Consider the following 24,374-nt stretch of genomic DNA (forward strand, 5'->3'; position numbering starts at 1 on the left):
CATCGGTCAGGCAGGCCCCTCGCGGTCGGCGGCGTCGATCAGGCGAGTGAGGCCGTCGCGGAGGTCCTCGACCTCGGGCAGGCCCATGCCGAGGCGCGCCATGATCGCCGGCGGGATGCGCTCGGCCTGGCGCCGGGCCCGGCGGCCCTTCGTCGTCAGGGTGATCGCCAGGGCGCGGTCGTCCCGCGGGTCGCGGCCACGCGCCACCATGCCGTTCGCCTCGAGCCGCTTGAGCAGTGGCGAGAGGGTGGCCGGCTCGAGGCTGAGCCGCGCCGCGAGTTCGGACACCTTGAGGGGCGACTGCTCCCACAGGGCCAGCATCACGAGGTACTGGGGATGGGTGAGGCCCATGGGTTCGAGCAGCGGCCGGTAGAGCCCGATGACGTTGCGCGACGCGACCGCGAGGGCGAAGCAGACCTGCCGGTCGAGCGCGAGCAGGTCTGGTGCGCCGCCAATTTCGGGGGCCGCGGAGGTCGGGTCGGTACGAGGGGAGCGGGACACGATTTCATCCTATGCGTATGCGGGCTTACAGTTAGGCATCAAATCATTCGTGTACTAACTATTAGGCGGACGCATGGCTGGCAAGGGCAGGAACGAAGGCCTCTCGGTGGGCTACCGGATCGCGTACGGCGTGAAGTACGTCGGGTGGCACCTCTTCGGTCCCGCGCAGCTGACAGAGGCCGCCGACCCGCACATGCGCCTCAAGCGCGCGCGTGCGGCGAAGGTCGAGGCTGCTCGCGCGGCTCGGCGCGACGCCTGAGCGTCAGTCCCGGGGGGTCGACCCGGTCACCCTGGCGCGGTAGAGGTCGTCCACCTTGGCGCCGATCCGGACCAGCCCGACGCCGAGCAGCGTCCAGCCCAGCAGCACGAGGAGGGCCGCGGCCGCAGGGTAGAACCGTGAGTCCTCCCCGCGCGTGACGAGGTGCACGAACAGGCCCGCCGGGATGGCGACGAAGGCGCCACCGATGAGCTCGGCTGACGAGCGTTGGGCGAGCTGGATGTCGGTGCTCATGGATCCCCCCGGGTCGGCGTCGCACGGCGAGCGTCGCGCGAGAGCGGCGAGGGTACCGGCGCGAGGCCTCGGGTGCGCCCCGAATGCGCCCCGAATGTGCCCCGAATGTGCTCGGAACGCCCGACCGCGGTCAGCTGGCTCGGCTGCTCGTGAGGTCGACGAAGTACTGGGCCACGTCGTAGTTCGAGATCCGCAGGGCCCCGATCCGTGGAGAGGTGCCGTGGTTGTTCTCGGCGTCCGGGTCGGCGCCGGCCGCGAGCAGGGCGAGGATGGTCTCTCCTCGACCCCGTGAGGAGGACATGGCCCGCCACAGCGGGGTGTTGCCCCACTGGTCGCGCGCCTCGAGGGCGGCCCCTGCCGCGACGAGCTCGGGCACCACGTCCGCCTGCTGGTTCTGGGCCGCGAGGTGCAGGGGGGTGTACCCGCCGGTGTCGGCGAGCGTCACGTCATACCCCTGCGCCAGCAGCTGGCGCACCAGGGCCAGGTCGCCGTCCGCAGCCGCGTAGTGGAGGTCGGTGCGACCCTCACGGTCCAGTTCCATGCCCCGTATGGTGCCCAAGGCCGGCTCCCCACGTGGTGGGTTTCGAGCGTTCTCAGCCGGTCGGAGGAGGTAACAGAACTCCTCGGTGGAAGTGAAGCCGGTGACCCCGGCGGCGCTACTGGCCGGAGGGTGCGATCGGGGTCCAGAGGACCTCGACGTGTCCCTTGCGCAGGGCGTCCGCGAGGTCGGCCGGGGGCTCCCGGTCGGTGACGAAGTAGTCGACCGCGTCGAGCGTGGTGATCTGGGCGAACAGCCGTCGACCGAACTTCGAGGAGTCGGCCAGGATCGCCACCTTGCCTGCGCGCCCGAGCATCTCGCGCATCATCGCCGCCTCGGCAAGGTTGCTCGTGGAGTACCCGCCGTCGGTCGACACGCCCCCCACGGTCACCAGGGCGAGGTCGCAACGGATGTCCATGTCACGGCCCCCCAGCGAGACCGGGAAGGCGACGGGTCCGATGGTCGCCTGCGCCGCGTGCCGCACGTCGCCGCCGAAGAGGTAGAGGTCGCGGAAGCACTTGGGGGAGATCTCGGTGGCGAGCCGGAGGTTGTTGGTGGCGATGGTCAGGCCGCGGTGCTCGCGCAGGTGACGGGCGACGGCCAGCGCCGTGGTGCCGGCGTTGATGATGAGGACGTCGCCGTCGGTGACCAGGCTCGCGGCCGTGGCGCCGATCTGCTCCTTGGCGTCGGGGTGCACCTGGATGCGGGTGTTGAGCCCGGGGTCCATGCGCGGCATGCGGGTGGGGTCGACCGCGCCCCCGCGGGTGCGCATGACCAGACCCTCCCCGTCGAGGTGGTCCAGGTCGCGCCGGATCGTGTCGGCGGACACCTGCAGGCGCTCCGCCAGGGCCTGCACCGTGACCTGCCCCGCGTCCGCGACCAGCGCGACGATCGCGGCCTTGCGGCTGGCCGGCAGGTGCGTCGAGTCGTCCTCCATGGCGGGGAGCATACGTGCGTTCTTGCGCTTTGTCTTACGTGTTGGTGCGGTTTCTCGCATCGAAGTGCCCTCTTCTCGGGCGAACTGTCTGTTCGCCGTGGGGTATGCCGTGAGTGTGCGGATTCGTGCTCAGCGATGTGTTCCGGTGGGTGATCGGCCCGCCAGGCGGCTCGGTGCGCGGTCGTCTCACTGGGCGATTTCGCTGCGTCGAACCTCTTGACCATGCCGCATCCTGCGGATTAATGTCGCAGGAACAGGCAGGAAACAGCAACTACACGCAGGCGATGGCGCCAAGGAACGGAGCAGCAATGCGAGCACAGAGTCGTGCTTCACGGGTGGTGGCGGTGGTCGGGTTCGTCTCGGCGGTCAGCCTCCTCGCGGCATGCGCGGGTGGCGAGGGTGCGCCGATCGGCGCCAACGCCGACGACAACAGCACTGCGGCGGACGGCTCGGTCGTCCTGGAGTTCTCGCAGTGGTGGGAGCCCGAGCTCCCCAAGGGTTCGCTGCGCGGGATGATGGACGAGTTCGAGAAGGCGAACCCCGGCGTCAAGGTGAAGCTGATCAGCGCCCCCTACGCCTCGACCCAGCAGCAGACGGTCGCCGGTGCGGCCTCCAAGACCCTCGCCGACGTGGTCGGCCTCGACGGGGCCTGGGTCAACGACTTCTCCAAGCAGAAGGCCATCACCAACCTGACGTCCCTGATGCAGGAGTCCGGCTACGACGACTCCCAGCTGGCCAGCCAGATCAAGGTCGACGGCAACACGTACATGATCCCCGTCGTGAACTTCGTCTACCCGATGTTCACCAACGACACCCTGCTGGCCAAGGCCGGCGTCAACGCCCCGCCCTCGACGCGCAGCGAGTTCGTCGACGCGGCCAAGAAGGTCACGGCCACCGGCAAGGGCAACTCGGGGTGGATCCTCCCGCTCGCCCAGGACGCCCCCAACGGCATCCAGAACGACGTGATGTCGTGGGTCTGGGCCTCGGGTGGCTCCATGCTCAAGGACGGCCAGCCCGACCTGACCAACTCCTCCGTCAAGAGCGTCGTCGAGTTCATCAAGCAGCTCAACGACGCGAAGGCGATCGCGCCCGGCGCGCTGACGATGAAGGAGCAGGACAAGGTCGAGCAGTTCACCAACGGCCGCGTCGGGATGATGATCGACTCCCTCGCCCACATCAACCTGATCCGGGAGAACGCGCCGGACCTCAAGTTCAGCATCTCGGCGATCCCGGCTGCTGACGGCTACACGGGCAAGCGCGGGATGCCCTACGCCTCCTGGGGCATCGGCGTCTCGGAGAACAGCAAGCACAAGAAGGAAGCCCTCAAGCTCGTCGAGTTCCTGATGAGCAAGGACACCAACTCCAAGCTGTCGTCCGTGGCCAACGCCTTCCCCGGCAACAAGGAGTCCGTGCCGGACTTCGTCCAGTCGGACGCGATGTTCAAGACGGCCTTCGACATCTGGAACAAGGGTGTCCCGGCCAACGAGTTCACCGGCCTGCCGACCGCCGAGGACCTGATGCGGTCCTTCGACGGAGAGCTGCAGAAGACCTTGGCGGAGAACCAGCCCGTCGACACGACCCTGAACAACGCCCAGAAGGCGTGGTCCGCGAAGTTCTGACAGGAGGAGGGTGGGTCGTCGCGACGACAGCCGCACGGCCCACCCGCCCCGCAGGAGGTACCCCGTGATCGACACCTCGATCTCAACCGCCCCGGAGCAGCTACCGGGATCGGCGAAGGCCAAGGGACGCAAGACACCGCGCCCGCGCTCGCAGGTGATCCGCAAGCTGGAGCCCTACGGCTACCTCGCGCCGGTCATCGTCCTCATGCTCGTCCTGATGATCCTGCCGATCGCCGTCGTGATCCGGTATTCGTTGCTGGACAACGTGATCATGACGCCGACCTCAGTGGTCGTCGGGCTGAAGAACTACATCACGATCCTCAGCGACCCGGTCTACCACACGGCCATCAAGAACACGGCGGTCTTCACCGGCAGCAGCGTCCTGGCCCACCTGGTCCTCGGCCTCGGGTTCGCGATGCTGCTCAACTCGCCCCTGCTGGGCCGCTGGACCAAGACGATCTTCCGCACAATCCTCGTGATGCCGTGGCTCCTGACGGTGGCCATCATCGCCATCCTCTGGCGCCTGCTGCTCGACCCGAACGGCGTCGTCAACTACGCGCTCATCCAGGGCGGCGTCATCGACACCCCGATCGCCTGGCTCGCCGACCTCAACCTCGCCCTCCCGGCCGTCACCTTCATCAACATCTGGGCCGGCTACCCGTTCTTCATGGTCAGCCTGCTCGCCGGGCTGCAGGGCATCTCCGCCGACCTCTACGAGGCGGCGGCCGTCGACGGGGCGTCGTGGTGGCGCCGGTTCTTCCACGTCACCCTGCCGTCGCTGCGCCCGATCATCCTGAGCATGGCGCTGCTGGACATGATCTGGACCTCCCAGCAGTTCCCGTTGATCTGGATGACGACCGGCGGTGGTCCCCTGGACCGCACGGAGATGCTCAGCACGTACACCTACAAGCTCGCGTTCAGCGAGTACCAGTTCGCCCAGGCCTCGGCCAGCGCCGTGATGCTGCTCGCCGTCGCCCTGGTCCTCGCCGTCTTCTACGTGCGGCACCAGCGAGTGAGGGACTGACCATGACCGTCATGACGACCACCAACCCCCGCAAGAAGGCGGCCCTCAAGGCCGGCACCTGGACGGGCCTGATCCTCGGGGCGTTGTTCGCCGGCCTCCCGGTCCTGTGGATGCTCTCGAGCTCGTTCAAGTCGAACTCCGAGATCTTCGCGTGGCCGCCGAAGCTCATCACCGAGAACTTCTCGTTCGCGGCATACACGACCGTCCTCACCGACCCGACCAAAGTGCGGTTCTTCGTCAACAGCTACGTCGTGGCCATCGCGGTCACGGTGCTGACGCTGGTCTGCGCGATCCTGGCCGCGTACGCGTTCAGCCGCTACCAGTTCCGCGGCAAGGGCCTGGTCAACGTGATCATCGTCGGCATCCAGGCCGTCCCGCCGATCACGCTGCTCATCCCCTACTTCGGGCTGATCGTGGCGCTGCGCCTCTACAACAGCTACCAGGGCCTGGTGCTCACCTACATGGTGTTCACGCTGCCGTACGCCATCGTCATGATGACCGGCTACTTCAACACCCTGCCGCGCGAGCTGGACGAGGCCGCACGGGTTGACGGCACCACGTCGTTCGGCGCCCTCTGGCGGATCCTCGTGCCGATCTCGTTGCCGGGCATCGTCTCGGTGGCCGTCTACACGTTCATGATCGCGTGGAACGAGTACCTCTTCGCGCTCACCCTGACCCGCACGGACAACATGCGCACGGTGCCCATCGGCATCCAGCTGCTCATGGGCCAGCACTCGTACCAGTGGACCGAGATGATGGCCATGAGTGTGCTCGGGAGCATCCCCGTGATGGTGCTGTTCGTGTTCTTCCAGAAGTTCTTCATCGGTGGCATGACCGCTGGTGCAGTCAAGAGCTGACCGTCGACCGTCGACGCCCAGAACCCCTCCCCACACAGAGAGAGACACACCCATGCTCGTCAACGGAGTCAACCTCCTGCAGGTCGCCCGCGAGAACCAGTTCGCCGTGCCGGCCTTCAACATCAGCGACTACGCGATGATGAAGGGGATCTTCGAGATCAGCGAGGAGACCAACTCACCGCTCATCATCGCGATCCACCCCGACGAGCAGAAGCACGTCGGTGACAGCTTCCTCCGCTCGGCGATCGACCTGGCCCTGCGCAGCCCCGTCCCGGTGGCCATCCACTGGGACCACGGCGCCAGCTACGAGGAGTCGCTCAAGGCCATCCAGCTGGGCTTCACCTCGATGATGATCGACAAGTCGCTGGTGTCCTTCGACGAGAACGTCGCGATCACCAAGCGCGTCGTCGAGGCCGCCCACGCGGTGGGCCTCAGCGTCGAGGCCGAGCTCGGCACCATCGGCAAGGCCGATGACGAAGCCGAGGCAGGCACCGAGTACATCGTCTACACGGACCCTGAGGACGCGGTCCGATTCGTGCAGGAGACCGGTGTCGACAGCCTGGCCGTCGCGATCGGCACCTGCCACGGGCTCTACCCCGACTGGATGAAGCCCGAGATCAAGATCGACCTGCTCGAGCAGATCGAGGCCAAGGTCTCGATCCCCCTGGTGCTGCACGGCGGTTCGGGCAACCCCGACGAGGAGATCGCCAAGTCGGTGTCCCGCGGCATCGCGAAGATCAACATCTCCAGCGACATCAAGGTGGCCTACCACGGGAAGATGCGCGAGATGCTGGCCAACGACCCGAAGCTGCGCGAGCCCAACTCCATCCAGCCGGACTGCATCAAGGCGATGAAGGCGGCGGCGGCCCACAAGATCGAGCTGTTCAACGCCGACGGCAAAGCCTCCCTCTACTGAGCCGGCCCGGCCGCAGCCGCACGACCCGCACGTCTCCCCACCTCGACCGAGTCGCCCACGGAGGACCCCGACGATGACCCACCCCACCACGGTGGCCTCCAGCACGAGCCGGACGCTCATCCCCGCGTCCGGCGTCGTGCTGGGCTTCGGGGCGGCTCTCGACTGCGAGATCCGTTGGGATGCAAGCGTCCTCAGCGACCTCGCCAGGTCGCATGGCGTGGTCCCCGACGAGCTCGTCGGCCAGCGCCCGATCTGCTCCGAACGAGACCTCGTGGTCTCGATCCTGGGCTACTTCGCCCGCAGCGCGGGTGGGGAGCGCCGGGTCGACGAGCCGGAGGTGATCGAGGAGTTCTGCGCCCGCTTCGACCGAGTGGCCTCGATCGGTGGGACGTGCGTGCGGGCGGCGGCGGCGATGCTGCGGCTCGGCCAGCAGGCGACGGTGCACCTCGCGTTCGAGAGCGACCAGGTGCTCAGCCTCCTCCCGCCCGGTACGCAGGCGCTGGTCCCCGACGTGGACCTGCCGTCCTACCCGCACCTCGTCGTGCAGTACCCCGCCGGTGCCCGGGTGGTCACCGACCAGCTGGAACTCGTCGCGACCCGGGCCAACCGGCTGATCTACGTCAACGACCCGGCGAACGAGGAGATCGCGCTGAGTCCTGCACTCCCGTCCGCGGTCGCCGGGGCTGCTGTCTTCCTGGTCTCTGGCTTCAACGCCATGCGCAACCTCCCGGCCCTGCGCGCACGCCTGGACGTCGTGGAGGCCGCCGTCGTGCAACGCCGTGCATCCGGCACCGAGGGTGTCGTCATGTACGAGGACGCCGGGTTCCACCAGCCCGAGTTCGCGGAGGTCGTCCGCAGCCGGATGGCGCGGGTCGTCGACGTGTACAGCCTCAGCGACGAGGAGCTGGTCGACGCGGTCGCGGCCTCCGGCGCGCTCGACCTGCTGGACGCCGATGCGGTGCTCGCTGCCGTCTCGACGCTCGCCGCCCGACTCGGAGTCCCCACGGTGGTGGTCCACTCCCGGCACTGGGCGCTGGCCTTCGGCCCGACGGCCGGCCGGTACCGGGACGCCCTGGCCACCGGCACCGCTCTGGCCACCGCGCGGTACGCACACGGCGAGCTCGTCACCCACGACCACATCACCAGCGTCGCCGGTGCGAGCCCCGACCCGGCGGCGGTGGCCTTCGCCCGGCGGATCCGGGAGATCGCGGGGGAGCAGGTCACGGTCGTGGCCGTCCCCACCCTCGAGGTGCCGGACCCGACGACCGTGGGGCTCGGCGACACCTTCGTCGGCGGGTTCCTCGCAGCCTGCGCCAGACTGGTCGACGAGCAGTCCCACCCCGCGGCTGCAGGAAAGGCGCCATGAGCGACACGACCTCGTCCACCCCCACCATCCCCGGTGCCGCTTCTGCAGCTGAGGTCGGAAGCGGCACCGGTACCACCCGCTGGGCCGAACGCCCGGCGCACCGGCTCTGGGTGCAGGAGCGGTTCGCGCGGATGATCGAGTTCGTCGGCCCGAGCGTCCTGCCCGGCGGTGGGTTCGCCTACCTCGGGGGTGATGGATCCCCGATGCCGGGGCGCGAGCCGTCCCTGCTGCTCACCGCCCGCATGACCCACGTGGCCGGCCTGGCCTCGGTGCTCGGCATCCCCGGCTCCGAGCGTCTGCTGGCCCACGGGCTGGCGTCCCTGGAGGGCGCCTTCCGTGACGAGGCGCACGGCGGCTGGTTCGGGACGCTGGAGCGGACCGGGCGCAAGACGGCATACGAGCACGTCCACGTCGTCCTGGCGGCGGCGTCGGCGCTGGCCGCGCAGGCCCAGGGGGCCGCGTCCGTCGGTGACCCGCAGGCCCTGGCGCGCGAGGTGACCCGAGTCGTCGAGGAGAAGTTCTGGCGTGAGGACGAGGGTGCGCTGTGCGAGTCGTGGTCGGCGACGTGGGACGACCCCGAGGAGTACCGCGGGGCGAACGCCAACATGCACGCGGTCGAGGCGTTCCTCGCGATCGGTGACGCGCTCGACGAGGACGTCTGGCACGCAAGGGCGCTGCGCATCTGCGAGCGCATCGTGAACCAGCACGCGCGTGGTCGCGACTGGCTGCTGCCCGAGCACTACGACGCGCAGTGGCAGGAGCTGCCCGACTACAACATCGACAACCCCAACGACCCCTTCCGCCCGTATGGCGCGACGTACGGCCACCTGCTCGAGTGGGCTCGCCTGCTGTGCGGCCTGCACGCCTCACCTCGCGTGCAGACCGGTCCCTGGGTGCTGGAGGCAGCCGAGGCGTTGGCGCGAAAGGCGTTGTCCGCGTGGGGAGTCGACGGCCGTGAGGGCCTGGTCTACACCGTCGACTGGGAGTCCGAGCCGGTCTCCGACGTCCGACTGCACTGGCCGATCTGCGAGGGCATCCAGGCGACCGCGCTGCTCGGCGGGCTGACCGGTGACGACGAGTGGGAGCAGTGGTACCGCCGGCTGTGGGACCACGCAGCGGCGTACTTCGTCGACACCACGGGCAGCTGGATCAACGAGCTCGACGAGGACATGAAGGAGGGTTTCGTGGTGTGGCCGGGACGTCCGGACGTCTACCACGCGACCGGCGCCTACATGGCGCCGCTGCTCCCCGCCTGGCCGTTCATGACGGTGGCCGCCGCCCGGCTGGGCTGACGCACGTCGCGCGCCGATCCACGCAACCGGCCGCAAACCTCACTCTATTGACGGAGACGCCCGCTGCCCCGCCTGCGGGACACTGGCAGGCGCATGTCGGACCGTCGAAGCGGGGATGCCATGGCCGAGGAGCAGGGTTCGGGCGAGGGAGAGGCACGCCGTCCGCCTCGACCAAGGGACCGTGGCCAGGGCAGGGCCGGTCCGGCGCCGTCACCCTCGGGCAGCTCCTCGAGCATGCCCGCGCTGGACCCGACCCAGATGGTCGAACGCGACTGGCTGCACGTCGGTCGACCCGGCAAGGCCCTCGAGGACCGCGCCATCGAGGTGGAGATCCGCACAGCGCGCAAGGTCTGGGCCGTCGTCGCGGCGTTCACCCTGGTCCTGCTGCTGCTCAGCCTGCTCCGCGCGACCGGAGTCCTCCCGCTCGGGGAGGTGCGCCTCGCCGAGGGCGAGTCACGCGTGCCGGTGGAGGACGGCGACAGCCCGTGGCCCCGGGCCATGCTCGCCCTCCTCCTGCTGCAGGTGGCGACCCAGTTCGTCCTGGTCCTGCTGGTCGTCGAGCACCGCTACACCGCCGGGAGCACACGGGTCGGGGCCCGCAGGGTCGTGGAGAAGCCAGCCGCGAAGCATCCGTCGTTCAGCTCGTCGGTGCGAACCCTGCGCGGCTGGGTCCGCGCGACCCCGGCGCCGCCCCGGATCAAGGTCCTGCGCCTGGTCCTCCTCGTCCTGGTGGGCGCCGCGGTGGGGATCGACTGGGCCCGGTTGTCGTGGTGGCACACCGTCGTCATCGGTGCGGTCGCTGAGGTCACAGCCGCCGCGGCATACCTGCTCACCGTCCGTGGGCTCGCGGACCGGCGCCGGGAGCTGCCCGGGACCGGGGGAGGTGCGCCACCGGCCGGAGCCCCACCCACCGGGACCACCGCCGTGGTCGACACCCGAGACGCCGGGCCGCTCGCGATCGGTGCCTCCGGCGGTGGCATCCGCGCGACGGCGTTCGCCCTCGGGGGGATGCACGCGCTGCAGGACCACGCCAAGGAGCTCGGCCTCGACCGGGTCGAGGACGAGCCGGCGATCTTCGCCGTCAGCGGTGGCAGCTACATGGGCGCTGCGCTGGCCCTGCGGCGCCGCTTCGCCGGGGACGGCTCGCCGGTTCCCCCGATCCCGTGGACGCAGAGCTACCGGCCGAACTCGTCGGAGATCGAGCGGCTGCGTCGACACACCCGCTACCTGTTCGAGCCAGTGGCCCGATGGCGGGACGGGTTGGTCAGCCTCGTGCTCGGCGCATCGGTCAACGTCATCGTCGTCGGCCTGACGCTGCTGTTCGCGACGTTGGTCAGTGCGACTCTTGCCGTGACGGTGGGTTTCGTTGCAGCCCATCGGGTTTCACGAGTGGTGGACAACACCCCTGTCGTGCTGGTGGACGGGCTGCAGCTGGCTCCCTCGTGGGGCACCGGGCAGTGGCTGGGCCTGCTCAGCGTGCCCATCGCCTGCCTCGTCGTTTTGGTCGGGCTGACCGTGTGGGACTGGAGGGGGACGGCGGTCTTCGACGACACGGATCCCGACCAGCCGCAACGCGATGAGACCATCGCGACGCGAGACAAGGTGGCGCGCTGGCGTCCCCTCGTCCTCGGGGTGGCCGCGGTCTGGCTGGCTGTCGTCGCGGGGCTGCCGGCCGCCCTGGTGGGGGTGACGACCCTGACCACGAGCAACAAGCCGACCACCCTCGGCGCGGCGGCACTGAGCGGCCTGGGGTTCGGGACCCGCAGCATCTGCGAGGAAGCGGCATCGCAGAACATCGCCAAGGCCGTCAGCAAGGTCAGCCTCGAGGCCCGGATCAGCCCCGACGAGGCACGCAGTGTCGATGCCGGGGCGTGCGGGTACGAGACCGAGGTGACCCGGACGCTGGTCACCAAGGGCGACAAGGACCCCGCCAACGACGTGCTGCTGAAAGGGGACGACCAGGCGGCGCGGGACCTGGCCGGCGCCACCCGCGTCTCGGTCCAGATCGGTGGCATCTCGGGGCTGTTCCTCGCGGTCATCGGGCTGCTCCGGCGAGGCCCGTCACCCGAGGCGGCGGCCGAGGCGAATCTGATGGCGCGGGTCAAGCGGTACCTGCTGACCTGGCTTCCGCTCGCGATCGTGGGACTGGTCGCCGTGTACCTCCAGCTGTTGTGGATGTTCCACTACCTGATCGAGCTCAAGGGTCCCTTCACGCCGACGTTCGTGGCGTGGAGCGCGCTGCTCGTCGCTGTGGCGTGCTTGCTCGCCTACCTCGTCGACGCCAACGCGACCTCGATGCACGGCTTCTACCGGGCGCGGCTGGCGGACGCGTTCTGCGTGGGGATCGACGCGACCACGGGCCGTGCCGTCGAGCTGCCACCCGCGCAGGTGTACCGCTACTCCGACCTCGACGGCATCGGGCTCAACATCGTCGCGACGCTCAACTCCAAGGCCCCGAACGAGGCGCCGACGATGCGCGGCGGGTTCCCGGTCGTGTTCGGACCACAAGGGATCCGCGTCTTCCGGGAGGAGGGCACCACGGTGACGGTCCCGATGCGGGAGTACGAGGACTTCGCCGGCGCCGGTCGCACGTCCGTGATGGCGTCGGTCGCGATCAGCGGCGCCGCCATCTCGCCACTGATGGGGCGCTTCGGCATCCAGATGGCGCCGTACCGGTTGCTGCTCACCCTGTTCAACCTCCGCGTCGGCACGTGGGTGCGCAACCCGCTCCACACCCACACCCCGGTCCTGGAGCGGCCGAAGGGCTGGCTGTGGCTCACGAGCAAGCCCGGTCTGACGAAGATCGCGGTGGAGGCCGCGGGGCGGCTGTCGGCAGACGACCGGTGGATCTACCTCAGCGACGGTGGGCACCTGGACAACACAGGACTGGTCGAGTGCGTGCGCCAGCACGTCACCTCGGGTGGTGATGCGGCCCGGCGGATCCTCATCTTCGACGCGAGCAACGACCCGCCGCAGTCGTGGTCCGCCGTCGGCGACGCCATCGCCGTCGTCCGGGCCGACCTCGACATCGACCTCCAGCGGCAGATGATCGAGGACGAGCCGCCGTGGTTGCGCTGCTACCGCGATCCCCGCGGCCTCGAAGTGGTGGTGGTGAAGTCCGTCCGCGTCGAGCCGCCAGCCGCGGGGGCGACCGGCGTCGACTGGAACGCCGCGCTCCCGCCGAACGTGCAGTCGTTCCAGATCAACAACAAGGACTTCCCCCGCGCGCCGACAGCGCGGCAGAAGTTCGGCGACCTCGAGTTCGAGGCCTACCGCGGCCTCGGGTATGCCGCGACCGTCACCTCGCTGCGCATGTGCCACTGGATCCCCGGAGCACCGCGGCGGTCCACCGCGCGGCCGAGGCCACAGCCGCACATCGCCGGGCTCCCCTGACGGGTTCCGTCACCGGGGTGACCGTTGACCACGAACAGTGGAGTCACCCCGGTGAGCAAGGTCAGTGGGCGAGCTTGAGCCCGACCACGCCGGCGACGATCAGGCCCAGGCACACCAGCCGTGCCGCGGTCGCCGGCTCTTCGAGCGCGACGATGCCGTAGACGGCGGTGCCCACCGCGCCGATGCCCACCCACACGGCATACGCCGTGCCGACCGGCAGGGTGCGCAGCGCGAAACCGAGCCCTGCCATCGAGGCGACCAGGGCGACCGCGAAGATCGCGGTGGGGAGAGGGCGCGTCAGCGTGCGTGACTCGGCCAGGGCAGAGGCCCAGACGGTCTCGAGGACCCCTGAGACGACGAGTGCGATCCAGGACATGACATACCTCCGGAGCACCGTCGTGTCCGACCGGGTACGGCGCGCTCGTCCGGAGCCTTGCTGAGGCTTGCCCAGATTCTACAGGCCGGCCTCTGGCCGCCGGCTCCACAGGTTCCTAGGCTGACCTCATGGCACCCGGGAGGGCCTCGCAGCACCGAGTCGCGGCGGTGGACGTCGCCGAGGACGTCGTCGTGCGGCAGTACCGGTACCTCCTCACGACGGCGTCGGTCGACGCACTCCAGGGGATCCACGTCGAGGTGATGGGGAGCCTGTCCGTGGCCGACCGGGCGAGGGTGCTGGGGGCGTTGCTCGACGCGTTCGCGACAGGTCGTCACGTGGACGCCACCGAGACGGACAAGGTCGCCCACCTGGTCGCCGTCGGTGCCCATCGAGCACCGCTGGCGTGGTTGGACAGCCTGGCCGCACGTTCGCCCGGCGGCTGGCTGCGGGGGTGCTCGACACCGAGGCGTCATTCGGGCGGTTCAACGGGTATGCCGCGTGGGACGGCGAGTCGCCCGAACCGGTGGAGGATCCCGGGCCGAACGACGGGTTCGACCCCCGCGGGATGGGGGATGCCAGCACGGCTCGCTACCGCACGCGCGTCAACAGGGACCCGCGGATCTACCTGTATGGCGCCACCGGAGTCTGACGCCTGCTCGCCTACTGGGCGTGCTTGGCGGCGCGTCGGGCTCGGCAGGGCGGGCTCGGCGGGGCTCACCCGCCTACAGGGCGCCGTGGGTGGGGTCGAAGTGCTCACCCTGTCGTTGGCGCGCGGCCTTGGCCGACCAGTCCTGCCAGTCGTCCTCGGTCGGTTGGTAGCGCCGGCGCCGGACGATGGCCGAGATCACGATCAGGACCCCGAGCATGATCAGGAAGGGGAGCAGGATCCAGAACGCGACGGTCCAGAACATCGTCATCACCGCTTGCGGAGTAGGGGTGATCGAGCTTCCAGTGTCCTGCGACTGCGACCCTGGCGACAAGGGACAGACCGGACCACCTGAGGTCACGAACGAGGACGGTCAGGCCTCGCGCCGCGACTCTCGTTCGTCGTGCGCCACCTGGCGACGGAGCTCTCCGTCCGCATCGAGCCACCGCAGGGCGCGCCGCTGGATGAAGAGGCCCAAGGCGATCGAGGCGGCCAGGGTCGCGAGGTTGAGGAGCCACCGCAGGAAGTCGCTGTCGATGTTCGGCGAGATCGTTCGGTAGACGAGGTACGCAGCCATCACGAGGACGACCCAGGCCACCATGGCGAGGTACCGGGCGAAGAGGAAGCCGCGGACCGACAGCCGCGCCGGGCGAGCCCTGGGTTCCTCGCCCAGGCTCAAGAACGCGATGTTCGACGGCACGTCGTCCATGTTGATCCAGGGCCTCGGATCCACTCCGTGCTCCATCGCCCTGCGGATGAGGTGACCGGTGGCTGCTCGTCGCCGATCCCCGGGCTCGTGGACCGTGCCGGAGGCGTGCTCGTTGCGGTCGACCGGTTCGCCTGCGGCTCGGCGCTTCTCGATGTCGTCCCGGATCGACTCCAGCAAGGTCATGAACTCGCGCTCGTTGTCGAACGCGGCGACGACGACGTGCCGCCGCTCGTGTCGATCCGGGTCGTACCGGTAGTGCCGGACCACGAACCGCCGGATGCTGTCGTCCTCCGCATCGACCCTGGCCACCTGGGCAGCCTAGGCCCGGGGACGTCTCGGCAGGGGCTGTCAGTGGCGCGCGCCAGAGACGCCTTGCTCTGTTGTGGTCCGGTGGCGCCGGAAGGGCGAGGACCGGGCACCGATGCGGTGGCGAAACGTCGGCACCGGTGGCACTGCGGAAACTTGGTGGTGCCCTCGGGCAGATTCGAACTGCCGACACCCGCTTTAGGAGTCCGACCTAGGTGACGATGCTGATCGTATTCCTTTATGCAGCAACGGAATAGCGAATCTACCCGCTGGCTAGTTCTGGTTGGTTCCGGCGCAGTAGGTACCTCTCGGGCACCTGACCTCTTTGGGTGCTGCAGCCAGCTCCTGACGAGTGTGACTCGCTCACTGAACCACGTCGAGACCCCGTCGTCGCCAGTTCGCCTGCCGGACCGAGTGCATCTCCGATGAGGCTGCCCCGGAGCCAAGACTCATTGCACAGGCGGCGGTATGACGTCGTTGGGCGGCGAAGCCATCTCGGGTCTGCGGAGAGCGCATGGCATCGACGACAGCCTCTCCATGACATCGTGACTCCGTGACCCTTCTGCTGTTGATTGAGGCGTCAGATGGACTTCTGGCCGTTGCTGACGGACGGGTCAGAAGGACTGAGCCTGACGGAAGCCATTACATCCTGAAGGACGATGCCCGGAAAGCCGCCTTTACGCCAGGCGCCTCCGTGGTGGCGCTAGCGTCCGGACGGTTGAACTTCGGCTCTGCAGACGCCGCTGCCGTCTTGGAGTCCGCACTCCGCAGATGGGTTTGCAGCTTCGCCGAATCTGGGGCGCGCTTGACCGTGGACGGCGCCGCGAAAGCGTGCTTCGAGGCCCTGATTGCAGCCGATCTCGCGCACTCGATCCCCGGACATGGTGTGGTCGTCGTCGTTGCAGGTTACGACGAAGGCCAGGACGTTGCGCAGGTCTACGAGTTCACGGCTCCGGATACGACTGGGGGGCCGGGGCTGAGCCCAGGCTTCCTTCAGGATCGTTTCTTAGCCCTGCCCATCTACAACGACACTAGCGACCTGGTTCGGGCCGAGTTTGGGCTCCTCACGACTGATCAGTACTGCGAGCGGCTCGACCACTTCGCTGACGACCCCATGGCCGACTTTCGGGGACAGTTGTCCTTGGCGGGCGAGCCCCTCAGCGTCGTAGCGAGGTCGGTAACCGACGTGCTTCCGACTTTCTTGGCCACCGACCCGGATCGCCTGGATATGGAGGGCATCGGCGGAGAATGGCTTGTGTGTCGAGTCTGGCCCAATGTCGACGTTGAGGACGAGACTTACGCTTGGGGACCAATGAGACCGGGCACGAGCGACACCTCCACCTGATCCTTGCTTGCGCCGCAATCTGCGAGCCAGATCTGCTTGATGACTAACGCACGAGCAACGCATGAACGCGGCACCTGGCCACAAAGCCGGTGTGCACACCAAGTGGCTACGCCTGCAGGCGGCGGAATGACCTGTCAGCTATGCAGTCGACTCTCCGTCGCGGATAGCGCGTCGGCCGCGATCGTCTATATCCGCTTGAGCTTTGCGCAGTCTCTCCGTGACGTCGATCTTCTCCTGCAGGGAGAGGACTTGCTTAACTGTCACGCGGCGACCAGCAACCCAGGCGGAGAGGGACGAAGACTCTTCGACTACCTGGCGATCCACCTCGATGGCACTGACAACCTCGTAGGTGACAGAGTCCAGGAGAACAAATACGCATGCGTCGAACTCGAAGCTGCGAAATGGCGAGTAGGTCTGCGACTTCTTAGCCGAGGCGTCAGTTACTCGGCACTTCACTTGCAGCAGCCGGTCGTGGACGCGCACGTCCCAGCTCTTCTCCGAGGCCCTGGCGATTCCCCCGTCGAAGGCTTCGGCGACCAGCAGCTCCGCGTAGTCACCAGCAGGGGCGTTGCGCGACCAGATGATCCGTCTCCGAATCAGCTCCGTAAGTATCTGTGAGTAGAGAGCCAAAAGTTCGCGAGGGCTATGCGCGGTTAGGTCGAACACGGTTGTAGCCACCCAAGGACGGTACTCGAGCCGTCGAACATCGGGAGCCGTTTGGCTCGCAGATCCTCCTCAGCTCCTCCGTTGCATGCGGGACTAGCGGCGGATAGACGCACCATGTCAGCTGGTCGGGTCGTGTCGCTCGATCCGCGCCAGCACGTGTTCGCGTGGCGGCGCATGACCATGTTCCTGCTCCACGTGCGTGATCAGCACGCCCGCGAGCAGGTCGGCGTTTCCGCTCGTGAAGGTCTGCTTGCACCGCGGGCACCGGATTACTAGATCGTGCATGGACCCAAGCCTCCCCGCTCGAATCGCATCTGCAACCAGCGGCATGGTCGCCTCGCGGTGGGATGACTTACTCAGGCACTTCGGGGCTCCGCAGCAACAAAAGGCACGCGCCAAGGGGCCAGACACTGGAGAAGTGCACCCGCCTCCCGGGGGCTGAGGGGCGACAATGGCTGACATGGCAAACATCCCAAAGGCTATCGAGGACTGTGGTCAGCTCATCGGCGGCTTTGTTGACTGGCTGGAGGACCGAAAGCTACGCAGGACCGTGCGGGAGGCGCACGAGCGCGACCGATCGGCCACGGAGCAGGAAGAGGAGGTAGACCCCGGCGCGGGGACGACGGAGCACGACTCTGCTTCGCCGGCGCGCAAGGCCGACTCGTAGTCCTTCTGTTCCCACCTGTCTGGGCATACGGCAAGCCTCACCGTGGCGGCCTCTCGCGGCGGTGAGACGACGGTGCGGATCGCAACAGTTCAGGACGTCCACCGCCTGTGTGGCCCCGATGAGTCGCGGGCCTTCCGTTTGAAGGAGAACTTCGTTCTCGGCGGCCAAGAGGTCGGATGCTCAGAGGGAGCGAGCTTCAAGTCGCCGGCTCACCTGGCCCTGCACCGTCCGTTAGGTACGCGAGGCACTGGTGCCCGAACGGCGTGACGATCCACCAAGATCCAACGCCAAGGCGTGAGCTGCCTGGGCCGATACAGCCGACACGGTCGAGCGTGGCCACGATGTAGTGCATCCCTTCTGCGAGCCGAGGGAGCTCTTCCATGAGGTGGTCGGTGGCCCACTCGCCACTTGCGCCAACATCTTGGCCCTCGAACACGTCGCGTGTGTTGAGCACCGTCGTCATAGTTACCAACGTCTGGATGTGCGCCGGCTCCATTTCGCGGATTGCGGCCACGTACAGCGGTTCCACGTCTAGTCGCGCATCGTCCTCCACGCCGTGCGCCAGGATCCGAGCAAGCGCCTCGGCCTTTTGCTGACCGGTCAAACGCCACGCTGCCTCGATGACCGCAGCTAATAGCGCCAAACGTTCGGGAGACCCTTCCGACCACGCGGCCAGTTCCGCAGGCTGCATGCTGGCCAGCTCCGCAGCTCTCTCGCTGGTGCGAACAGCATTCTCTGCTGCCTGTCGGTCGAAAGCCACAATGCGGTCAAAGACCGGTGCCAAGGCTGCGCTCGTAAACGCTCCCGCGAGTGGCCCGGCCACCCCAGTGACCACCAAGCCGGCCGTGGTTGCGGCGACACCCGAGGCGATTTTGGCAGGCAGTTGGTGCGAGCTCTTCACAGGGGCGGCGTCGTCCTCGTGCTCGGTCATGTGTCCGTTGTACCAGCGTCGAGGTTCCCGTCGTCCACAATGCCACTTGAGATCGGCGGTGAACGCGCACCCCCACGGGCGTGCCCGCGCTGCCACGGCTTGACATGACACGATCCACTTATGGACGCCGATCAAGCCATAGACCTTGCCTCAGCCCTTGCTTGGCCAGTCGTCGTGTTGGCTCTGGCCGCGATCTTCTACAAGCCATTACGCGCCTTCGCTCAACGGATGACAAGGATAAGCGTCGCCGGCAATGAGTTCATCGCGAGTGCGCTCGACAGTTCACAGGTGCTGATCGGATCCATACCTCTTAACTCGGCGAGGCCAGAAGCGGTCCCGAGGCCCATCGAAAAGGAGATCTTCCGGCTCGCCGGCAAAGACCCTCGAACCGCACTGATCGCACTTGGGCGCGAGATCGACCGGAGCGTACGACGACTAGCGATTGAGAGCAATTGGCAGGAGGCCGTCCAGAAGGACGCGCCGTCTTGGCGACGCCTTCACATCGTGGCTCAGAGTGTGGGGTGGGATCTTGACCGGCTCGCCTCAACCCTGATCTTCTCGATCTTGCTCGATGCCGCAATCGCAGGTGATCGATCGATTTCGGACGAGTCGATGAGACGCTTGGTTGATCAAGGTCTAACCGTGTTGGGACTAATCAACTCATCACCCCATGAGACTCATCGCGTTGTCTCGAGCCGCGTACAGATCTACGACGATCAAGGCCTCACGACTCCCGTCGATGGCAAGTTCGCGGTGGTCCTGGCTTCCACAAGCGTCGACAGACTGAGTACTAGAGCGTTCTTTACATCGCGCCCCGAGTACTATGCAGGCGGCATGGATGTGGGATACGAATTCCGGACGAACCCTCCGAAGGAGGAGGTGCACGGCTGGGTGCACGACCCCAGTTCACCCGAAGCGTTGAGCGTCGTTCCATGGGACTTCCGGGGTCGAGACCTGGCCGACTTCGAGTAGGACTCGGTGTATTTCGCGGTCGGAGAGTTCCCTGCCCGCAGCTCCCTCCTATTTGCGCTCGGCCGCGCGAATAGGAACGAATCGGGGGTTGGTCGATGCCCTCATGCCGGTGACTGAACCAAACGATCGCCCATCGGGCTCGATAGCCCCGAATGGGCGACGCCGGCGCCGAGTATCCACCGCTGCCTCTGAGGCGGAGACGAGGCCTACGGGTGGCGATGGGGCGCCCCTAGTGGGCGGAGTGGGTCGCCCCTAGTGGGCGTAAGGACGCACCCTCAGGCATCGGCCGATCTGTGTGCATTCTGTGGCAGCGACCTACTCGAGCTTGATCATGTTGCGGGTCCTCACGGCGATTGCTAGGACAATGATCGTGTGGGCGGGCGGGACCTCCGCGCGCGGACCGCCTTCGACGTTGATACCGCTTTCCGCCCCGCGATCGCCTCCTCAACACCTGAAGGCCCAGATGGCTCCCATTGATGCCCAACGGTGTCCGCTGAAGTGCCCTCGGCCGGATTCGAACCGGCGGCACCCGCTTTAGGAGCGAGCCCGGGTGTGATCCGAGCTCTGAGTTCCATTGCAACAAGATTGCGCACGGTCTCAATGAGGGCATCGGTCCACAGCGCGCCCTGGAACTGGCCGACGCGTCAGTTCGCCTTGTGGACTGGTTCGTCCTTCGACTGAACCCGCATCGCTGACAGCTGTTGGCGAGGAGTTCCGCAGACACTCGGCCGTTTAGCGCGCCGCCAGTTGCGACCCAGCGCCGACTCGCTGCCAACGCACCAGAAGCGACGGTGGGTCACGACTTTACGACGGCCAAGAAGTCTCTGAATCGCTCCAGCGTTGTTGTCGCGACCTCTCCCAAGTCGATCCCTGACAGTTCGGCAACGGTTGCTTCGACGGCCACGTGATCGTAGTCCGTCAACTTCATGACCATGCTCCGCTTGGCAGGAGCATCTAGGGTGCGTGCACACGTCAAGGCCGCCGAGGAGTTCCCGGCGAGCAAGGCGGCGGCTCCAACATACATTGGATACTGAACTAACACTTTCGCGTCCTGAGAGCTAAGGCTCGCCTTGACGAACTCGTCCCAAACGGTGGAGAACTGCTTTGGTCTTAGACGAGAGGTCGCGGCCGATAGAGCCGCCACCCCACGAAGGGCATCGGGCGTGAATGTCGCCTGCGCAGCCAGGGTCGCCAGTTGGCCAGCAACGGATTGGAGTTCATGGGGACTGTCGTGGCGTAAGGCGCTGAGGCCCGCGAATCGGAGCCAGTTGCACAGTCGGCTTGGTTCGATATCCGGCGTGGTGTCGCTGATGAGCGATACCAAAATCACAGCTGCATGCTCCGAGGGGCCCGCGGCATTTAGGCACCTAACAAGCAGGGATTCCGCCGTGTCGCACACTCGCTCGGACTTGGCTGCGCTGTTGATGAGCATGCCAATCATGTCGATCAGCACCGGCGTGACCGGAAACATGGGTGGGGATTGTGATCCTGACTCGGGCGACGGCCCCCCATAGCGACCTCGACACGTCTCCCTGGAGCGCTGTATGCAAGCCAAATGTGAGGTAACGATGGTGGATGCATGGCCCGCGATGTTTTCGGCCAGGCGCGAATCACCGTCCTCAGCAGCTCGGAGCGCGAATGCGGCGAGCGTGATGGCCTGTGTGCTCACGTCCTCCACATTTCCCGCCTCAATGGGCTGGAGGCAGTTGATCAGTTCCCGAGTTAGCGCGTGCCCGCTTCTAGGGATGGGCGAGGGAAGGCGGAGGACTGCGAGGGCCCGGCCCAGAGAAACCACCTGCCCGAAACCTACGGGAAATTGGAGGTATGCCCCTTCCTCGAACTCTGGACGGGCGAGGACCTTGCGCAGACGTTTGCGAGAGGGAAGGAAGATGCCGCGGGTGTCGGCATCGACTGTCCGGAGATCGTGGCCGATCATCTCGCGTTGGCTACTGGCGCCCGCAAAAGGAAGAGCCTCAATGGCCCGCGAAAGCTGCACCGCATGCCATTGGGTCCTTCCGAACTCACGGCCCGCACGATTCCAACGTCGGATGTTCCGGCCCACATACACTCGGCAAGCTTCTTGCGCGTCGGTGCGCCGGAAGATCCTGACCAGTGCCGTCGCGAGCCAAACGAGGGCGCCGGTCGTATATCCAATTTCCAGGAGGTGCCAGTACCGCGGAACGGGGACGAAGGACACGACTGTCGTACCGAGCAATGTGATGGCTGCCGAGTAGGCTGCGGCAAGTTGCCAGGGCTGACCTGAGACTCGCGCGACGGTGGCAGGCAGGCGCGTGGTCGATAGCTGCACCGTAAAGACGTTGATGGTGGCTATGAGCGCGATGACGGCAAGCGCTGCCTCGGGGGCGATACCGGATAACGGGAGACTCTGAAGCAGCTCGGTCCACGCGCTAGGAAACGGCGAACGCATGTCGAGATGCCGCGCAAGCAGAACGCCAATCAGTGTCATGGGGGCCAAACCAATGACGAGTGCGAGCCAGGCTCGACCTATCAACGCGCCCAGCAACGTGCCCGACACGCGACTCGTTCTGTGCTGCCGCGCAGGATCAGTCCGTTGAGCGACGTCCGCCGAGGAGGCGAAGCGGGTTTGCTCTTCTGCGCTGAGGGTGAGCTGTGAAAGCAATCGAACGATCGATTCACTGCTCTTGGAACCTCGAGTGCGAATGCTTCGCGCCAAGAGATCGAGAGCGAGGTCTCTCCGAGGGAGACTCGTGTCGACGTAGTCCCGGACGAACTTCGCCTCCGCCTCCGGTCGACTTGAGATGAGGTGAATCAGGGCGGTTGCCGCGCTGGATCTGTGGGAAACCGGGTCATAAGGATCCGGTGCAGCGGATGCCAGGGACCATAGGGGTTTGAGCAGGGCCAAGGCTTGAGGTTCGGCGAGTCCGGTGGCGACACGTGGGACTTGAACAAGGAGCAGAGCAGTTCGTTCGTTGCCAAGAACTGCTGGACCGTCTAACGCCAAACCTTGGTACACGACGAGCGGCAGTTCATCACTCACACGAGATTGCTGAGCGAGCCAAAGGGCGCCAAGACGGCGCAGTTCACGTGGAAGGCTGGCGACCTCGTCTACAAGTGAGCCTGTTGAGCCCTGCTGGTGCTCGCCAGATGTCAGGATTTTCGCCGCGAGGCCCGGGCTCGAGACCCACCCTTGGACACGGTGGTTGTCGATATTGGGGAGGATGCCGCTGGCCACGACCAGCCGTGCCAGAGCATAGGAGAGACACCTCCTGGCTCGCAGGTAGCGGATCGCAGTCGGGTGGATCGACCCAAGGAGGCGCAATGCCCTCTTGGCCGAGTACTTGCGCCCGCGGGCCGCAAGGTCTAGCGCGCTAGGCCACGAACGTGCGACCCATGCCGGTCGCCAGCGAGGCGTGCGTAGGGCTGCGTCAACGATCTGCTGGTGCCCAGACGGAGGCATCCGCTCACCTGCCGTTCATCGGCCGACGGTGACCCGGAAGGCCGACGGGTGCATGAGTTCGTGGCCCTCGCTATAGATCATTCCGGGTAATTTCGACAGTCGAAAGATGGCCGGGTTGAAGGTGCCCTCGGCCGTATTGGCCAGGGTCGTGAGCTGCCGCGTGGCCATGGGGGTGGTCTCCTCGGCCCATTGGCGGACCTGATCGGGGAGGCGCTGCTGAACTTTTTGTACGACTCGAGCGCTCAGAAGGATTCTCAAATACAGATCTCGGTTTGCAGCGTTCACCACCAGGGGCTCCAAGAGGCTGAGTCCGACCCGAGAGTCCACCTGTGCCGCTCCTGAGAGCGCCAGAACGGGTTGAACGCGTTCGATCGAATCACCGTTGCGACGAAAGACACTGTCACCATCATCGGAGACACTGCTGATGTCTTCCGGGCGGATCAGCCAAGGGTCTTCGAGCGGAATGTTACCGAGCGACAGGGCCCCGACACCGCAAACCATGGCATCTCTGGATACGTGCGCCAGTAGATAGGAGATGCCCAGACCCTCGAGCATGTCGCGACCGCGCTGGAGGCTGCGTTCGTCACCAGCTCCGGTGATGGACCAACCTTGGCTGAGCATCTCAACCACACGATCGACCGTGCCCCTTGCGCCAGGGAGCGTGTTGTACACATGGCGGGCTAAGAGCATGCGATCACGGGCGGTTTCCCCTTCCATCAGGGGAGCGCGATACTCGACATGGAGTGAGCAGTCTGCGGCCTCTGCCCGTGCACGAATCGCACGAGCGGCGCTTCTCCAGCCATTGAGGCGCACATCATCACCGATATCTTTGGTGGTGTCCTCATCGACCCGGCCCGCTCGGTCAGGCAGGGTTATGATCTCGCCCTCTCTCATCTTGACGACAAGCTCCTGCCGAGCGATGAGCATGGCCAACGAGACCAAGGTGGATTCGACCTGCGCCTCGATCGAGTTGTTCAGGACGCAGGCCCATACGGATGGCGAGTCGGGTGAACTTTCATTCGGGGACTGCAATCGAATGCCATCGCCCTCTAGTAGGCGCGTCATCTCGGCAGGAGGCGCCCAATCGTGCATGTGCTCAACTGCCCAAGGTGTTCCGCCAAGGTCCTCGAGCCCTGGGATTGTCGGAGGGTTCTCGAGGCCCGGAAGCACGGGAAGGATCCAGAAGCCATAAAGCAGTGGATTAAGCATGCCCGTGTGCTGATAGTGGCCGATGTGCACATCGAGCGCTCGAGCCACTCGCCGTGACGAAGAAACCTCGCGAGCGAGTTGCTCCATGATCTCGCCAGACGTTGCTCGGTGAGTGTCAGTTACCTCCACGGGACCAGAGTCGCCGCCTTGGATC

Annotated in this window: 24 protein-coding genes, 1 tRNA gene and 1 riboswitch; of the genes, 13 read left to right on the forward strand and 12 right to left on the reverse strand. The window is 66.6% G+C overall.

Translation table 11 applies throughout. The annotated features are described in order from the left end of the window. Window positions 1-6: 6 nt before the first annotated feature. Window positions 7-501 carry a MarR family winged helix-turn-helix transcriptional regulator gene (locus tag ASC58_RS14090; RefSeq protein ID WP_235529238.1) on the reverse strand — a complete coding sequence of 165 codons (495 nt, stop codon included), beginning with the start codon at window positions 499-501 and terminating at the stop codon, window positions 7-9. A gap of 73 nt (window positions 502-574) precedes the next feature. Here ASC58_RS14090 and ASC58_RS14095 point away from each other — a divergent pair, with 73 nt between their 5' ends. Beyond that, window positions 575-760: a hypothetical protein gene (locus tag ASC58_RS14095; RefSeq protein WP_056916484.1), complete on the forward strand. Its 186-nt coding sequence runs from the start codon at window positions 575-577 to the stop codon at window positions 758-760. 3 nt (window positions 761-763) lie between these two features. Here ASC58_RS14095 and ASC58_RS14100 read toward each other — a convergent pair whose 3' ends face one another. From ASC58_RS14100 to ASC58_RS14110, 3 genes are all read right to left on the reverse strand, one after another. Beyond that, window positions 764-1,012: a hypothetical protein gene (locus ASC58_RS14100; protein ID WP_056919733.1), complete on the reverse strand. Its 249-nt coding sequence runs from the start codon at window positions 1,010-1,012 to the stop codon at window positions 764-766. Between the two features lie 130 nt (window positions 1,013-1,142). Beyond that, window positions 1,143-1,553, reverse strand: a complete 411-nt coding sequence (locus tag ASC58_RS14105; RefSeq protein ID WP_056916486.1) for an ankyrin repeat domain-containing protein — start codon at window positions 1,551-1,553, stop codon at window positions 1,143-1,145. A gap of 115 nt (window positions 1,554-1,668) precedes the next feature. Next, window positions 1,669-2,487, reverse strand: coding sequence for a DeoR/GlpR family DNA-binding transcription regulator (locus ASC58_RS14110; protein WP_056917406.1), 819 nt, complete (start codon window positions 2,485-2,487; stop codon window positions 1,669-1,671). 308 nt (window positions 2,488-2,795) lie between these two features. On the opposite strand from ASC58_RS14110, the gene ASC58_RS14115 reads away from it, so the two are divergent. From ASC58_RS14115 to ASC58_RS14145, 7 genes are all read left to right on the forward strand, one after another. Next, window positions 2,796-4,106: a sugar ABC transporter substrate-binding protein gene (locus ASC58_RS14115; protein WP_056916487.1), complete on the forward strand. Its 1,311-nt coding sequence runs from the start codon at window positions 2,796-2,798 to the stop codon at window positions 4,104-4,106. A 64-nt stretch (window positions 4,107-4,170) separates the two neighbouring features. Continuing rightward, complete coding sequence (locus ASC58_RS14120) at window positions 4,171-5,130, forward strand: carbohydrate ABC transporter permease (protein WP_235529239.1); 960 nt, start codon at window positions 4,171-4,173, stop codon at window positions 5,128-5,130. 11 nt (window positions 5,131-5,141) lie between these two features. Further along, window positions 5,142-5,987: a carbohydrate ABC transporter permease gene (locus tag ASC58_RS14125; protein ID WP_056917408.1), complete on the forward strand. Its 846-nt coding sequence runs from the start codon at window positions 5,142-5,144 to the stop codon at window positions 5,985-5,987. A gap of 52 nt (window positions 5,988-6,039) precedes the next feature. Beyond that, window positions 6,040-6,903, forward strand: coding sequence for a ketose-bisphosphate aldolase (locus tag ASC58_RS14130; protein ID WP_056916488.1), 864 nt, complete (start codon window positions 6,040-6,042; stop codon window positions 6,901-6,903). A 73-nt stretch (window positions 6,904-6,976) separates the two neighbouring features. Beyond that, entirely contained in the window at window positions 6,977-8,269 is a 1,293-nt protein-coding gene (locus ASC58_RS14135; protein ID WP_056919734.1) for an ADP-dependent glucokinase/phosphofructokinase, read from the forward strand. Next, window positions 8,266-9,561, forward strand: a complete 1,296-nt coding sequence (locus ASC58_RS14140) for an AGE family epimerase/isomerase (RefSeq protein WP_082553308.1) — start codon at window positions 8,266-8,268, stop codon at window positions 9,559-9,561. Before ASC58_RS14135 ends, ASC58_RS14140 begins: the two co-directional genes overlap by 4 nt. A 234-nt stretch (window positions 9,562-9,795) precedes the next feature. Then, the gene (locus tag ASC58_RS14145; RefSeq protein WP_056919735.1) at window positions 9,796-12,954 is read left to right on the forward strand and encodes a hypothetical protein; all 3,159 of its coding nucleotides are present in this window, start codon (window positions 9,796-9,798) and stop codon (window positions 12,952-12,954) included. 61 nt (window positions 12,955-13,015) lie between these two features. On the opposite strand, the gene ASC58_RS14150 is transcribed toward ASC58_RS14145, so the two are convergent. Next, window positions 13,016-13,330 (reverse strand): multidrug efflux SMR transporter, encoded by a 315-nt coding sequence (locus ASC58_RS14150; protein WP_056919736.1) that lies wholly within the window; start codon window positions 13,328-13,330, stop codon window positions 13,016-13,018. 11 nt (window positions 13,331-13,341) lie between these two features. Then, window positions 13,342-13,402: riboswitch (guanidine-III (ykkC-III) riboswitch) on the reverse strand. 331 nt (window positions 13,403-13,733) lie between these two features. Between ASC58_RS14150 and ASC58_RS14155 the strand changes: the two genes are divergently transcribed. Continuing rightward, window positions 13,734-13,979, forward strand: a complete 246-nt coding sequence (locus ASC58_RS14155; protein ID WP_157598512.1) for a hypothetical protein — start codon at window positions 13,734-13,736, stop codon at window positions 13,977-13,979. 73 nt (window positions 13,980-14,052) lie between these two features. Here ASC58_RS14155 and ASC58_RS14160 read toward each other — a convergent pair whose 3' ends face one another. Together ASC58_RS14160 and ASC58_RS14165 are read right to left on the reverse strand one after the other, a co-directional pair. Then, the gene (locus tag ASC58_RS14160) at window positions 14,053-14,250 is read right to left on the reverse strand and encodes a hypothetical protein (protein WP_056916493.1); all 198 of its coding nucleotides are present in this window, start codon (window positions 14,248-14,250) and stop codon (window positions 14,053-14,055) included. 99 nt (window positions 14,251-14,349) lie between these two features. After that, window positions 14,350-14,994, reverse strand: a complete 645-nt coding sequence (locus tag ASC58_RS14165; protein WP_056919738.1) for a hypothetical protein — start codon at window positions 14,992-14,994, stop codon at window positions 14,350-14,352. Window positions 14,995-15,544: 550 nt separating this feature from the next. Here ASC58_RS14165 and ASC58_RS14170 point away from each other — a divergent pair. Beyond that, the gene (locus ASC58_RS14170; RefSeq protein ID WP_157598514.1) at window positions 15,545-16,336 is read left to right on the forward strand and encodes a hypothetical protein; all 792 of its coding nucleotides are present in this window, start codon (window positions 15,545-15,547) and stop codon (window positions 16,334-16,336) included. Window positions 16,337-16,474: 138 nt separating this feature from the next. Here ASC58_RS14170 and ASC58_RS14175 read toward each other — a convergent pair whose 3' ends face one another. Then, complete coding sequence (locus ASC58_RS14175; protein WP_200947833.1) at window positions 16,475-17,014, reverse strand: hypothetical protein; 540 nt, start codon at window positions 17,012-17,014, stop codon at window positions 16,475-16,477. A 120-nt stretch (window positions 17,015-17,134) separates the two neighbouring features. On the opposite strand from ASC58_RS14175, the gene ASC58_RS21105 reads away from it, so the two are divergent. Both ASC58_RS21105 and ASC58_RS14180 read left to right on the forward strand, forming a co-directional pair. Next, window positions 17,135-17,278 carry a hypothetical protein gene (locus ASC58_RS21105; protein ID WP_157598515.1) on the forward strand — a complete coding sequence of 48 codons (144 nt, stop codon included), beginning with the start codon at window positions 17,135-17,137 and terminating at the stop codon, window positions 17,276-17,278. Window positions 17,279-17,453: 175 nt separating this feature from the next. Next, window positions 17,454-17,669, forward strand: a complete 216-nt coding sequence (locus ASC58_RS14180) for a hypothetical protein (RefSeq protein ID WP_056919741.1) — start codon at window positions 17,454-17,456, stop codon at window positions 17,667-17,669. A 196-nt stretch (window positions 17,670-17,865) separates the two neighbouring features. Here the strand turns inward: ASC58_RS14180 and ASC58_RS14185 are convergent, their stop codons facing one another. Continuing rightward, a complete protein-coding gene (locus ASC58_RS14185) occupies window positions 17,866-18,600 on the reverse strand; it encodes a hypothetical protein (protein WP_056919742.1) in 735 nt (244 codons plus the stop codon). Window positions 18,601-18,720: 120 nt separating this feature from the next. On the opposite strand from ASC58_RS14185, the gene ASC58_RS14190 reads away from it, so the two are divergent. Then, entirely contained in the window at window positions 18,721-19,572 is an 852-nt protein-coding gene (locus tag ASC58_RS14190; protein ID WP_056919743.1) for a hypothetical protein, read from the forward strand. 499 nt (window positions 19,573-20,071) lie between these two features. On the opposite strand, the gene ASC58_RS21110 is transcribed toward ASC58_RS14190, so the two are convergent. The 3 genes from ASC58_RS21110 to ASC58_RS14200 all read right to left on the reverse strand — a co-directional run bounded on the left by ASC58_RS21110 (window position 20,072) and on the right by ASC58_RS14200 (window position 24,349). After that, a tRNA-Ser gene (locus ASC58_RS21110) sits at window positions 20,072-20,180 on the reverse strand. A gap of 188 nt (window positions 20,181-20,368) precedes the next feature. Further along, window positions 20,369-22,786 (reverse strand): hypothetical protein, encoded by a 2,418-nt coding sequence (locus ASC58_RS21115; RefSeq protein WP_157598516.1) that lies wholly within the window; start codon window positions 22,784-22,786, stop codon window positions 20,369-20,371. 240 nt (window positions 22,787-23,026) lie between these two features. Continuing rightward, complete coding sequence (locus ASC58_RS14200; RefSeq protein WP_157598517.1) at window positions 23,027-24,349, reverse strand: hypothetical protein; 1,323 nt, start codon at window positions 24,347-24,349, stop codon at window positions 23,027-23,029. Window positions 24,350-24,374: the final 25 nt, after the last annotated feature.

Origin of the sequence: Phycicoccus sp. Root101, from assembly GCF_001426245.1 — a bacterium.
In the GTDB taxonomy this organism is placed as follows: Bacteria; Actinomycetota; Actinomycetes; order Actinomycetales; family Dermatophilaceae; genus Pedococcus.